Source organism: Neobacillus drentensis NBRC 102427, from assembly GCF_001591445.1.
Taxonomy (GTDB): domain Bacteria; phylum Bacillota; class Bacilli; order Bacillales; family Cytobacillaceae; genus Neobacillus; species Neobacillus drentensis.
Map to the genome: position 1 here is coordinate 80370 of NZ_BCUX01000001.1, position 13611 is coordinate 93980.

A 13611-nucleotide genomic window follows, 5' to 3' on the forward strand; every position below is an offset into this window, starting at 1 on the left:
AGGCTTTTTTTAATTCTTCCAAACTCGCTTATTTTCCACACGCTTTGTCAGACCCAGTGAATCTAATTTTTCTAAGAATGGAATCATGTATTTACGTGAAAGTTCAAGAGCATCTTTTGCATCACCGACCTCAAACTCTGAACCTGTATGGCTGCGTAGTTTAGCTACAGCTTGTTTAAACACTTCCCCATGATATGCGAATTGCTCATCCAACTGAACAAGTTGTTCAGCGTCTTCAAGGAAGCGTCGTACATCCGCTTCAAGGTTCTCAGGAATACCTGAATCAGCAAAATAGTCCCTTAAGTAACGAACCTTTAATCCATCCCTCTGCAATTCATTAATAAGATTTTCAGTCCGTTTCGCCCAGCTTTTTGGTACATGAGGGACAAAACTTGCCAAAGAAACAAACTGTCCCTTCCGTTTAAAGAGATGATTTGTAATTCCATTTTCCAGTACATAATCGAGCAGAGCTTTCGGAAATCTTTTCTGCATGGTTTGGAAAAGCTCCGCTTTATTAATGCCTATCTTCATTGAATGGAGATGATGAAAATCCTGCAGTTTATCAAAAATATCTTCTTCAATGGAATGGATTAACAGTTGAAGCGTATATTCTTTTCCATCATATAAAACAAATTCTGCTTCGGCTAAGTGCTCTGTTAATGTTTCTCCATCTAGAGAAGTCCGTTTAATCAACTCATTCAACGGTAAACTTTTCGCTTCCATTAAAATTGCGGATATCCGTTCCTTTGGTGAGCCGACTTTTTTCTTTTCCAGGTCCTCTATCGTTTGATTGCCAAATCGATATTTGTCCCCGCGAGGATCAATCACCCATCCGCCGCCAATCGTCTCTTGAGGGCTTGGCCGTCGCAAAATAAAGCGGTCGCCTCGTTTCGTAAGAATTTCTTCTTCAAGTCGAAGCTGACAAAGGATTTCGCCGTTCTCCTCCTTTACTTCATTACGGTCAAAAAAGACAATCCGCCCCATTACCTCTGCCGTACCGAGATGGAGCTTTATCGGCATCCGCTGTTTGACTATATGCTCGAGGTCCTCCACTACACGAATAGCTACATCCAAAGTCTTCGATACTAGGAAATGTTCGGATGACACAAGGACATCTCCTCGTTCAACGTCTTCCTTCGAAACACCGGAAAGGTTAAGTGCCGTCCTTTGTCCGGCATAGGCCTTCCCTGCCGATTTATGATGTACTTGAATCTGACGCGCTCTAACCTCAATCCCTTTTGGCATTATTTTTAAAGTTTGCCCTTCCTCAACGGTTCCTTCATACACAGTGCCTCGAACGACCGTCCCTTGACCTTTTACCGTGAATACCTGGTCGATTGGCAGACGAAAGGCGCCTTTCGCATCACGCATTTCTTGTTCCTTTAATGTATTAATGATTAACTCCTTCAATTCTTCAATCCCTTTTTTAGAGAGACTATCAATCAAAACAAACGGTGCATCTTCAAAAACAGTATCAGTAAGTTCTTCTAAAATATCATCCTTAACAAGCTCGATAAATTCCCCATCAACCCGGTCAATTTTTGAAATAGCGACTAAACCATTTTTGACACCTAAAAATTTCAAGATGTCCAGGTGCTCCCTCGTCTGCGGCATCACACCTTCATCTGCGGCAACGACTAGCACTACGAGGTCTATCCCCGCAACACCAGCAATCATTTGCCGGATAAAACGTTCATGTCCTGGAACATCTATGACAGAAATTTGTATTTCATTATCTTCATATAAGGGTGCAAAACCGAGTTCAATAGAAATTTGACGTTCCTTTTCTTCCTTTAACCGGTCGGTATCCACATTGGTTAACGCTTTGGTTAGTGACGTTTTCCCATGATCGATATGCCCTGCCATCCCAATCGTAAAAAATCTTTTTTCCACGTTTGCCACCTACTTTATCGTTCTTCCATTCTACTGTAGCCTTTATAACTTGATTGTTCAAGAGTAGATTTTAGTACAATTACTCCTTCTCTTTTCAAGATATCTCCACATTCATACCATCTATATGTTTCATTAATGTGCTATGTTGTTAGATAGAACATATAAACAACAAAGGAAGATTACAAATGAAGAAAATGGTTTGGCCGATAATCGCAGGAATGCTCCTATTAACAGCCTGTCAGAATAGTGAACCAAAGGCAGAAGAAGTAAACACTCCAAGCAAACAGCCTCAACAGAAAGTTGAAATAAAAAAAGACAACACGTTCCCCTACCCGAATTTGTTGGCGGATAATGACCAGTCTTATTCCCTCCTGACGATTGGAGAACAGGAAGAACAAACACCCATCGAGAAGGACGAGAAAATTATTAAAGTGGTTACTAACATTTTGAGTTTACCCACACTTAAAATGGTCGAAAAAATTTATCCTAACCTAGCAATTGAAAATCAATCAAGCTATATTCTTTTTGATAATAGTAGAATTGTTTATCAATCAAAAAGTTTAAAAGATCTGAAAAGCTTCCTCGCAAAAAATTCTTTAAAATAACAAAAACCAGAAATTCATCTGGTTTTTTTATTTTACCTGTTCTTTTACTGTTAAGAACAAGTGAAAGTGAAATAAAGAGTAATTACCATACTATCCCCTCTTCTATTCATCCCCATGAATCTTATTACCACTATCTTTTCCTTCTTTTATGAAAAGTAGAATAATTTCAATAAATTACCTGCTTAAAACTTTTTTCTGAAAAAGCTACACAATTTTCTCGAAATTTTGTATAATAAAAATATAGTTTTGCATTAGCGCAACTTTTATTCCTTAACGAATAAATATTTCCTATACGAAAGATAGATGAAAGGGGATATCTTATGAGTCACACAAATTCACTCGCAGTAGACCGGGCTCAAGTAGCTGAACAACGAACTGTTTCTGCTGCTAGAGATGCCATAAATGGTAAAGTAAAGGGATTTCGGGCATTATTGCCTTTCTTAGGCCCCGCGTTCATTGCTTCCATTGCATATATAGATCCTGGAAATTTTGCAACTAACATCCAAAGCGGTGCTCGTTTTGGATATAAAATGCTTTGGATTATTGTATTAGCCAACCTGATGGCCATGCTTTTACAGAACATGTCTGCGAAACTTGGCATTGCCACAGGCAAAAGTCTTCCTGAAATTTGCCGCGAGAATTTTCCAAAATGGCTTACTATTATTATGTGGATTGTTTCTGAGTTAGCCGCAATGGCGACTGACCTTGCTGAATTTTTGGGCGCTACGCTGGCTTTAAATTTGTTGGCAGGTATTCCAATGCTGTTAGCGACGATCATAACTGGGGTCGTCACCTATCTAATATTAATGCTAGAGAAATATGGATTTCGTCCGCTTGAAAAATTTATTGCAGCATTTGCCGTTTTAATAGGTTTATGTTATTTAGTCGAAACAATATTTTCTAAACCAAATATTGCGCAAATAGCTTATCATAGCGTTGTGCCATGGCTAGGTAATAGCGAAAGCCTGATCCTTGCAGTTGGCGTACTCGGTGCCACAGTTATGCCGCATGCGATTTATTTACATTCAAGCTTAACTCAAGGACGAATCGTTCCTCGTAACGATAAGGAGAAAATCAAAATACAAAAATTTAGCACGAAAGAAATATTCATTGCGATGACTTTAGCCGGCTTTATTAATTTATCAATGATGTACATGGCTGCGTCTGTATTTAACACTACTGGAAACAGTCAGATTGCAGATATCCAGTCAGCCTACCACACGCTTACACCGTTGCTTGGTCCTGCAGCGGCCAGTGTATTCTTAATTTCTTTACTTGCTTCAGGACTATCAAGTTCTGTGGTCGGTACAATGGCCGGGCAAGTCATCATGCAGGGATTTGTAGGATTTACAATTCCCGTTTGGGTCCGCCGTCTAGTAACTATGCTCCCAACAGTAATCATCGTTGCGATTGGGGTCGACCCTACCCGTACACTTGTGATCAGCCAGGTGGTTCTAAGCATGGTGTTACCCTTCCCAATTATTGCTTTAATCTACTTTACACAAAAAAAAGAATTCATGGGCGTGTTAACTAATAAACGAATCACAACGATTGCTTCATCATTATTCGGACTAATTATATTAGGTTTAAATATCTGGTTGGTAGTTCAGACGTTTTTGGGTTAGAGCAAGGATTAATCGTTATTTAAATGGCATTATAAAAGACGTGTGAAATGGCACACGTCTTTTTTCGTTTTCATTATTCAATGGGAAACAGTCAGTCTTCTATACTATTCTCAATTCGTTTGATCCTAGCAGACATGTATATAACAACCAAAATCCTAAAGAAGTTATGTTATACTAGATTATATTAACTCTTCAGAAAATTCAATAACATATTAATAAATACCGGGGGGATTTATTTGAATTTTGATGCGATTGTAATTGGTGCCGGCCTCGCAGGGTTAGTTACAACTGCTGAATTGGCGGATGCAGGAAAAAGGGTGCTCCTTTTAGACCAAGAACCTGAAGCGTCTCTCGGTGGGCAGGCGTGGTGGTCTTTTGGAGGTCTATTTCTCATCAATTCTCCCGAACAGCGAAGAATGGGCATTAAGGATTCCCGAGAACTAGCCTGGCAGGATTGGTTAGGGGCCGCAGGGTTTGATAGAGAAGAAGATGAGGATTATTGGGGAAAAAAGTGGGCTGAGGCATATGTTGAATTCGCCGCGGGTGAGAAACGTGAATGGCTATCCGGAATGGGCATTCGTTTTTTTCCCGTTGTCGGATGGGCAGAACGTGGCGGCTATACTGCTGAAGGACATGGCAATTCAGTGCCACGCTTCCACATTGTATGGGGAACAGGTCCAGGTCTCGTAAAGCCATTTGAGGATAGAGTCAGACAGGCAATGAAGAACGGACTTGTCGATTATCGTCCACGCCATCGCGTTAATGAATTAATAAAGGAAAATGGTGCTATTATTGGTGTCCAAGGTGACATTCTAGTTCCAAGTACTGCGGCCCGAGGGGAAGCAAGTTCACGGGAGGTAATTGATGAATTCGAATTTCATTCCTCTGCGGTTGTGGTGACAAGCGGCGGTATTGGTGGAAACCATGATCTTATTAGGGAAAATTGGCCCGAGCGGCTCGGTAAAGCTCCTAAAATGATATCCGGGGTACCGGACCATGTGGACGGAAGAATGCTTGGTATAACAGAGAAAGCCGGCGGACGCATCGTAAATCGCGACCGAATGTGGCACTATACCGAAGGCATTAAAAACTGGGACCCGGTCTGGCCTAAACATGGTATTCGGATCCTGCCTGGTCCATCCTCGCTTTGGTTCGATGCCAAAGGAAAGCGTTTTCCAGCGCCAAACTTTCCTGGCTTTGATACTTTGGGGACCCTTGAAGCGATTATGAAGTCAGGCTACGACTACTCCTGGTTCATTTTAACTCAGAAAATTATTGAAAAAGAGTTTGCCCTTTCAGGGTCTGAGCAAAATCCCGATTTGACTGGGAAAAGTATCAAAAAAGTGTTAGCACGTATCCTACCCGGCCCTACTGCACCAGTTAAGGCATTTATGGATAAGGGCGAGGATTTTATTATTGCAAATACCCTAGTTGAGCTAGTGGATGGAATGAACAAACTTTCAGGTGATAACTTACTTAATTTTGCAGAAATCGAACGCCAGGTTTTAGCTAGAGACCGGGAGATCGAAAATAAGTTTACGAAGGATCTTCAAATTACGGCGATGCGTGGAGCTAGAAATTACCTTGGTGACAAACTGATTAGAGTGGCATCCCCACATAGAATTCTCGATCCAAAGATGGGCCCATTAATAGCTGTTCGGTTAAACATTGTTAGTCGAAAAACGCTAGGTGGACTGCAGACTGACCTATCTGGCAGAGTCCTCGATGAAACAGGTAGTCCTGTTCCAGGTTTATACGCAGCTGGCGAGGTCTCAGGGTTTGGAGGAGGCGGGATTCATGGCTACCGCTCATTGGAAGGAACCTTTGTTGGGGGCTGTCTGTTCACAGGGAGACAGGCTGGACGTGCACTTGCTAAAGAATTATCATAACTATGAAGAGAATCTTGTTAAGGGGGTGAAAAATATGTCATCATCATTAGTATTCATGGCCCTTTATCGTCCGCATCCTGGAAAAGCGGAGGAATTGAGAGAAGTTCTTAAAGTACATATCCCAACTTTAAGAAAAGAAGAATTGATTACAAACCTAGAATTACTCTCGCTGCAAGCAGAGGATGGTACGATTATCGAAATTGCTGAGTGGAGGTCAACCGAAGCAATAGAGAAAGCACATCAATCAGCTGCAGTTATGGAAGTATGGGACAAAATTGGTTCGTTAGCAGAATTGACCAGTCTTTCAACCCTAGCCGAGGCACAAGAACGGTTTCCTAATTTCAAGCTTATTTGAGGGATGGCTATCTTTAATAGTTAGCAGAAAAACACAAAAAGCAGTGTGATTCATTGATGTAAATGAATCCACTGCTTTTCGGATAATTAAAGACCTCTATGTTACCGTCGGCCACTTTTTTCTTGCTCTGAGGTCACTTAAGGCGGCTCTATGTTACCGTCGGACGCTTTTTTCTTGCTCCACGGTCACTTAAAGCCTCTCTATGTTACCGTCAACCGCTTTTTTCTTGCTCCACGGTCACTTAAAGCCTCTCTATGTTACCGTCAACCGCCTTTTTCTTGCTCCGCGGTCACTTAAAGCCTCTCTATGTTACCGTCCACTGCTTTTTTCTTGCTCCGCGGTCACTTAAAGTAGCTCTAGGGGCTCGCTCCAACCGTGATAACTATAAATCCATTAATTAGTAAACATAAATTCCGTCCGACTGCCGGTCTGGTCTGCCATAACTTCGAGTCGGACATCAATTCGTTCTTTCAGCTCCGGAACATGCGAGATGATTCCAACCAAACGGCCGCTGCTTTGGATGTCCATTAATGCTTCAATTGCCTGATCAAGGGATTCAGGGTCGAGTGTCCCAAAGCCTTCATCGATGAACATGGTTTCAAGCGAAACCCCGCCGGCATAATTTTGAACTACATCTGCCAGACCCAGTGCCAGCGACAAGGAAGCTTTAAAGCTTTCCCCGCCCGATAATGTTTTAACATGTCGTTCCTGGCCCGTGTACTGGTCAAACACCAGCAATTCTAAGCCGCTCTGCGCATTCCCTTTGGACCGGTCTGTTTTTCTCAGCAACTGAAAACGGCCGGACGTCATTTTTCGTAAGCGACCATTTGCTTCTCGTAAAATATCATCCAGGAATGCAGCCAGCACATATCGTTCAAAGGTAACTCGGAAGTTATTTTGGCCCTTCGCTATTTCATAAAGATGCCCAATTAACTTGTAGCGTTCTTCCAAGACCTTCATTTGTTCATTCAAACCTTCCACCCGAAGGTAAATTTCTTCGTTATCTCGCTTTTTAACAAAGAGATTTGTGATTTGTTGATTTAAAGCGTCAATTTCACTTGAAGCTTTCGCTAACTCTAGCTTTAATCCCTCCACATCAGGGGTTTTCACATCGATTAAAAGATCGGTTAGTTCTTTCAAACGGTCTGATACCGAGCGTAGCTCTTCACGATAGCTGCGGATTTCTGACTCAAGGTTGCGAATTTCTACTTCTGTCCGTTTCGAAGTTGCATACAGGCCGTACTTTTCAAAGCCCTGCTCTGTAAGTTTGTTAATAAAGATTTCCCTTTCAGTCTCGAGCTCCTGCTGTTTACTAGCAAAGTGCTTCTCAGCATCTAGTAATCTCGCCTTTTCATTTGAAAGTTTTTCGTTCACCATCTGTAACTGCTTCTGTGCCTCTTCTAGCTGTTTAATTAGTGTTTCCCGGCGGTTTCGAGAGGATGCGAGTGCCTTTTCGTATTCCGCTTCCGAGCGAAGATTTTCGGGAATGACTTTCATCATCCGTGAAAGATTGGTCTTCTTTTCGGTAAATTGTGCTGTTAATTCATTGACCTGAGCCGAAACCTGATGAATAGTGTTTTGTAGATTGATTTTTTCAGATTCTCTTTTTTCTAAATCCAATCTAATCTGATCTAATTGCTTAATCTGCGCAGCCAGCTTTTCTTGATTTTGTACAAGCTGGATCTTAGCGGTAGCTGCGTCAAGTTTGGCATGAGGTAAATCCGACTCTGTAAAATCTGGCCGAACCATACTTATTTCTTGCAAGATTTCGGTTACAGCTTCCCTTTGCGCTGCCACTAAGGACTGAATTTGGTAAAATTGAGCTTCATCTGCAGACTTATCTTTTTCCCATTTAGCCGCTTGGGCCTTGGCTGCCTTCATTTCCTCCTCAGTCGGAATGCTGTCATCATGTTGGATGGCTGGGGATGGATGGTGTTCAGAACCGCACACCGGACATGCTTCCCCTGATTGAAGCTTTGCTGCTAGTATCGCTGCTTGCCCGTGCATCCATTTTCTCTCTAAATTTTCAACCATAGCTCTCGCATCCGTAAACCGAGCGGTCGTATTTTCATAGCGGGCGGTGGTTGTCTTAAGAGTTTGCTCAGCCTTTTGACGCCTTCCTAGAAGAGTTTCAAATTTTTCATAACGGTCAAGTTCAGCGTTTAGTTTTTCAATTCTGCCCTCATTTTCTAAATATGTCAATTTTCCCTTTTCAATTTCTTCCTTCTGCTGATTTAGAAATCCGATTTGTGTTCCTAGTTGTTCTATTAGTTGTTCGGACTGAGTATACTTTTCCTTCGCTGCTTTCAGTTCAGCATCCTTGTTTTTCGTTTCTTTAAGCAATGCGGCAAACGAATATACATCCTCTTTCATATTTATTAAACTGTTTACTTCATCAAGGGCTGCCTGGCGCTCATCCTCTCGTTCAAGCTCTAGCTGGAGTTGTTGCTCATGTTTTTTCAAAAGTCCAGTCCATTTTTCAATTTCCAGTTGAATCGACTTTAAATTAGCCTCGTGCTGGTCAAGCTCGCGTTTTAAACGGTGGCACAATTCCTCCTGCTTGGCTAAAAGCGCAGCCTTTTGTGCTCGCTCGACCTGCTGCTCTTTTTCAATAAACACTTCTTCTTGGGAAACTAGTCTGGCCTTTTGACCCTTTAACTCCTCTTTCGTTTGCAGCTGTTTTAAGATCGCCTCTGCTTCAAAAAGCTGCCCCTTCAGTTTGTCTTGTTCCTGGACCTTTTCTTTCAATTGAATGTTTAGTTGCTCCAACACTTCACCCATGCCTGCAATTTCAGCTTTTAATAGCGGCATGATTATCGTGTCATTTACAGAATCGGCATCCAAGTAGCCACGGAGCTCTTCATTCGTTACTGCTTGAATGCGGCGAATCGCTTCATTTCTTGACTGTACCTGGTCCTCAACCGTCCTTTTCAACTCTGTGGCTTCTTCCTTCAATTTATCTTCTACCATTTTATATAATTGGGTATGAAATAGCCGCTGGAGGATTAGTTCTTTATCTTTACTATCTGAGGTGAGGAGTTTTCGGAATTCGCCCTGCGGAATCATTAAAATCTGCCGGAACTGATTCGCATCAATTAGCATAATTTCCTTAATTTTTTCCTCGACATCGTTAATCTTGGAAGCCAGCAGCTTCTTCTCGCCATTTTCTGCCCACATGTATAATTCAGCTTTGGCACCAAGTTGCGTATAGCCATCGCCTTTTTCTTTCTTTTTCAATTGCTGCGGTGACCTTGTAATCGAATAAGCTTTATTACGTAGGGAAAAATCAAGTGAAACCTCAGTTAATAACTCGTCTTTAGCAAACTGGCTGCGAAGCTCGGGACCATTGCGATCTTCTCCACTCGCTTTTCCATAAATTGCATAACTGATGGCATCAAAAATCGTTGTTTTCCCGGAACCGGTTTTACCAGAAATAACAAACATTGTCCGATTCCCTAGGGCGGTAAAATCAATTTCTTCATTTCCTGCATAAGGACCGAAAGCTTGCATCGTCAGTTTTAAAGGTTTCATTTCAATCCCTCTTCCCTTAACACTTTTTCAATTACCTCGGTCATTGCCTCTTTTTTATCAAGCGAAAATTCAGAGGTTGTCATTTCTGAGTAAAATTGTTCAAACAACTCAAGCTCAGACTTTTTCTCACTTCGAATTGCAGCGAAGGATTGTTTTTTCTTTAAATCGGTTATATCAAGTTTTCGTTCAAGATGGAGGACGTTCGGGTACACTTGCCGTAACTTATTAATCGGGTCAATTAATGCTCCTTCATCAAGGAGAGTGATTTTTAAATAATCATCGACCGTTTCTTTTTCATAAAAATAAGGATCCAATAATTGTTCAAGCTGCCCTTCTAGTTCACGCATATCATGTTTCGGTTTAAGCGTTCGATAACGATGGGTAAAGTTCCCTTTATCGTCGATTTCAATAATAGAAATCGACTTTTTTTGTTTTGCTTCCGAGAAAGAATATTTTAAGAGGGAGCCCGAGTATTTCACCTTGTGATGATTAATGGCATCTGGACTGTGTAAGTGTCCAAGCGCGGTATAGGAAAACGGTTCGAACAATTCAGCCCCAACACAGCCGGAACCGCCTACTGATAAGACACGTTCAGAATCGGACGTTTGCCCTCCTAATACAAAGGCATGTCCAACTAAAATATTGGGCTCGTTAGGATTAAGATTTTCCTCCATTTTGCCAATAAGAGCTTTCATCGCTTCTTGATGGGAATGGATCGAATCATCCCCAAGAAGTTGTCGGACCACTCCGGGCTCTGCATAAGGAACTAGATAGAAGTTTACTCCGTTTATTCGCACAGGAGTGAAGCTGTTTGATAATTTTCCCGAAAGATAAAATTGACTGTGCTTATACCAGGAGCTCCCGAATGAAAGTCGCTCGGCACTATCGTGGTTTCCAGCAATCGCGACTACAGGTGTCTTTAATTCAACATTAATTTTAAAAAGCATTTCATCAAGTAATTCCACAGCATCAGTAGGAGGTACCGAGCGATCATACAAGTCCCCTGCAATGACTACTGCATCCGGCTTTTCTTCTGCGACGATGTCCACAAATTGCTCAAGGACTTCGCGCTGATTTTCTGTCATATAGACTCCATGGACTAATTTACCTAAATGCCAATCAGCTGTATGGATAAATTTCATCTGCTCACCCCAATAATTTTATTCTGCTTTGTTTCCAATACTACTATTATAGCAAAATACAAAAAAGAATGAGCTTGGAAATGCTAGCAGATTACTGGAATAATGGTTATTTATACTAAGGAGGAGATTTGAAAAGCCTTTTAACTATAAAAAACAGCCCGGAACCATGTCCGGGCTGTTATAATAGATTACAATATTATTTTTTAGTTACGTTAGCAGCTTGTGGTCCACGAGCTCCTTCAACTACTTCGAAAGATACTTCTTGACCTTCTTCTAAAGTTTTGAAACCTTCTGTTTGGATTGCAGAATAATGAACGAATACGTCGTTACCATCCTCAGCTTCGATGAATCCAAAACCTTTTTCTGAGTTAAACCATTTTACTTTACCGTTTTTCATGAAAAAAAATCCTCCTATTGGCTTATACACGTAAGCCATGTGTAAATTCACCAAATTACAACGTGATAGCTTTACCTTCATTTCCTCATCCAAACATCGGTTAAAACTTTGAACAAGCTTGTAATATAAATCTAATCTCGTGCAACGGCTGATTAAATTTTAGCATTCTATCAGTCTAGATGTCAATAATAGACAACCCAAGAAAAACCTTCATAAATCTACAATTCTAGCTTATTTTCAAGGTATTTTCGACTTAAATCGACAACCTCTCAACGGGACACTTCTATTTAAAAAAGCGAACTGATTTTAGTGAAGTTAAATCGTCTACTTGCTATTTTCAACCTTACTTTGTTGGGAAGTTGGGGGAACAGCCCTATTACGGTCAATTTTCCCAATCCGGCACTTGATTCCTTTAATGATGTCCTTCACAAGTAATTCCAAACCAATATATGTTAACGATGGGAAATCCGCAAATAGCTTTTTCACCTCCCACTTCAGTTCATTCTTCCCGCAAATACTATGTCGATTAATTTTGTCAACTTCTTCCTTTATTTTCGCCATTTCAAGTTTTTGTTTGTCGGCAGGAAGGAGTATGATTTCGTCTAAACGCTTAAGGAATTCAACAGATTTTGCAATTTTAATCGCAACTTCATCGTGAACTTCTTTGGTAATGATCCCATTTCTGTATTTAAATTCACTTAATTTTAACGCTGAATCATAGGTAGCTCTGACAATGTCTTCTCTCGTCATTTTGTTGGTTTCATAACTTAACATGTTTTTCCATGAGGGTTGTTTCATTGCCTCGCGGAAGTCTTCAAGTTTTTGGCAGAACTTTTTATAACCATATTTTTCTGGATTTTCAAATGCTGGGCTGCCTGGGTCAAGAAAAGGAGAAAGTGGTGCGACGAAGTACGAAATTTGCTGACTTTCACCGCACTGTTTGTGAATAATTTCACAAAAATCGACATTACGCATCGCACTGTCATAATCTTGATTAGGTATCCCCGTCATGAAGAACAAATCAATTTTTGCGCAGCCATGTTTTAGTGCAAATTGGAGCATTTCGATGACCTTTGCATTCGTGCATGGAAGTTTCCCATTATATTTTCGAATATCTTCATCAGCCGATTCAAGCGTAAGCTCAATACTATATTTAGGCATCGCTTTGTTTAAGCGCCTGAAAAATTCCTCATCAGCATAATTGAATAACTCAAAGACTATTTCATTTTTTAAATTCATTTTTTCTAAGCCACTCAGGAATTCATCGACGTACTCTTTGCCACCTTGTCTAATATCGTTCAATAAGAAGATTGGGGCACGGGTGAATCTTTGAATCAATGCAATATCCTCAAGCATTTTTTTCGGTGACCGCATGACAAGTTTTTTTCGATTACAATTGAGCTCATAGGCGTCCTTGGAACCACCACAAATCAGACAATTATAAGTGCACCCTTTGGAAGTTAGAATGGCTGTGTTTGGATACTGCAGCCAACCCTTATAGGGTAAGGGATCCAAGAGATTAAAATACTTAAAGACAGACCTAATAATATAACGGTAACCAGGTAGATTAAATTCATCAAGACTATCAGGAACATACGACATTTCATTATAATAACGATCATTTCCTTTTTTCCAAGTAAGATTGGGAATATCAAAAAGGCTGTCCTCTTCTCTTTTCTCTAACTTGTTGAGAAGCATTAGAATTAATTTCTCGGTTGTATCACCGCGCATAACGAAATCAATACAAGGGTACTCTATCAACTCCTTATGAAAGTATGTGCTGGATAGTCCCCCAAACATAACTGGCGTATCAGGGTGATATTTCTTGATAATTTTTGCCAGCTCCACACTGCCATGTGCATGCGGAAGCCAATGAAGATCGATTCCAAATGCTTTTGTCTTAATTTTTCTGATTTTCTTTTCGACATCAAAATTTGGATTTAGAAGCATCCGATTGGCTATATTAATGATCTTTACTTTTAGCCCATAACGCTCAAGATAGTCTCCAATACTCGTTAACCCGATGGGGTACATTTCAAAAACGGGAGAGGATGGAACAACATCACTGATTGGACCTGTAAACAGCATCTCTTTACGGAAATCATAAACTGTAGGAGGATGCAACAGTACTAAGTCATACATAGTAAACCGCCTTCCTATATTCCTATAGATTC

9 protein-coding genes are annotated in these 13611 nt (G+C 40.8%); 4 read left to right on the plus strand and 5 right to left on the minus strand.

The annotated features are described in order from the left end of the window. Positions 1–9: 9 nt before the first annotated feature. On the minus strand, positions 10–1893 hold the full coding sequence (gene selB, locus BDR01S_RS00420) for a selenocysteine-specific translation elongation factor (RefSeq protein ID WP_082797262.1): 1884 nt from the start codon (positions 1891–1893) through the stop codon (positions 10–12). A 185-nt stretch (positions 1894–2078) separates the two neighbouring features. Between selB and BDR01S_RS00425 the strand changes: the two genes are divergently transcribed. The 4 genes from BDR01S_RS00425 (at position 2079) to BDR01S_RS00440 (ending at position 6367) form a co-directional block, all read left to right on the plus strand. Further along, on the plus strand, positions 2079–2498 hold the full coding sequence (locus BDR01S_RS00425; RefSeq protein ID WP_066253450.1) for a hypothetical protein: 420 nt from the start codon (positions 2079–2081) through the stop codon (positions 2496–2498). Between the two features lie 320 nt (positions 2499–2818). Next, complete coding sequence (locus BDR01S_RS00430; protein WP_066253448.1) at positions 2819–4123, plus strand: Nramp family divalent metal transporter; 1305 nt, start codon at positions 2819–2821, stop codon at positions 4121–4123. 236 nt (positions 4124–4359) lie between these two features. Next, entirely contained in the window at positions 4360–6012 is a 1653-nt protein-coding gene (locus tag BDR01S_RS00435; protein ID WP_066253446.1) for an FAD-binding dehydrogenase, read from the plus strand. A 34-nt stretch (positions 6013–6046) separates the two neighbouring features. Beyond that, complete coding sequence (locus BDR01S_RS00440) at positions 6047–6367, plus strand: putative quinol monooxygenase (RefSeq protein WP_066253443.1); 321 nt, start codon at positions 6047–6049, stop codon at positions 6365–6367. 393 nt (positions 6368–6760) lie between these two features. Here the strand turns inward: BDR01S_RS00440 and BDR01S_RS00445 are convergent, their stop codons facing one another. The 4 genes from BDR01S_RS00445 to BDR01S_RS00460 form a co-directional block, all read right to left on the minus strand. Continuing rightward, positions 6761–9898, minus strand: a complete 3138-nt coding sequence (locus tag BDR01S_RS00445; protein WP_066253440.1) for an AAA family ATPase — start codon at positions 9896–9898, stop codon at positions 6761–6763. After that, positions 9895–11040 carry an exonuclease SbcCD subunit D gene (locus tag BDR01S_RS00450; RefSeq protein WP_066253438.1) on the minus strand — a complete coding sequence of 382 codons (1146 nt, stop codon included), beginning with the start codon at positions 11038–11040 and terminating at the stop codon, positions 9895–9897. The genes BDR01S_RS00445 and BDR01S_RS00450 overlap by 4 nt, the downstream gene beginning before the upstream one ends. A 196-nt stretch (positions 11041–11236) precedes the next feature. Next, positions 11237–11437, minus strand: a complete 201-nt coding sequence (locus tag BDR01S_RS00455) for a cold-shock protein (protein ID WP_007083969.1) — start codon at positions 11435–11437, stop codon at positions 11237–11239. Positions 11438–11761: 324 nt separating this feature from the next. Then, the gene (locus tag BDR01S_RS00460; protein WP_066253435.1) at positions 11762–13579 is read right to left on the minus strand and encodes a TIGR04190 family B12-binding domain/radical SAM domain protein; all 1818 of its coding nucleotides are present in this window, start codon (positions 13577–13579) and stop codon (positions 11762–11764) included. Positions 13580–13611 lie beyond the last annotated feature (32 nt).

Bases quoted from the DNA above. Each gene is read 5' to 3' on its own strand.
- BDR01S_RS00425 (WP_066253450.1), top strand. From the start codon at position 2,079: ATGAAGAAAATGGTTTGGCCGATAATCGCAGGAATGCTCCTATTAACA.
- BDR01S_RS00430 (WP_066253448.1), top strand. From the start codon at position 2,819: ATGAGTCACACAAATTCACTCGCAGTAGACCGGGCTCAAGTAGCTGAA.
- BDR01S_RS00440 (WP_066253443.1), top strand. From the start codon at position 6,047: ATGTCATCATCATTAGTATTCATGGCCCTTTATCGTCCGCATCCTGGA.
- BDR01S_RS00445 (WP_066253440.1), bottom strand. From the start codon at position 9,898: ATGAAACCTTTAAAACTGACGATGCAAGCTTTCGGTCCTTATGCAGGA.
- BDR01S_RS00450 (WP_066253438.1), bottom strand. From the start codon at position 11,040: ATGAAATTTATCCATACAGCTGATTGGCATTTAGGTAAATTAGTCCAT.
- BDR01S_RS00455 (WP_007083969.1), bottom strand. From the start codon at position 11,437: ATGAAAAACGGTAAAGTAAAATGGTTTAACTCAGAAAAAGGTTTTGGA.
- BDR01S_RS00460 (WP_066253435.1), bottom strand. From the start codon at position 13,579: ATGTATGACTTAGTACTGTTGCATCCTCCTACAGTTTATGATTTCCGT.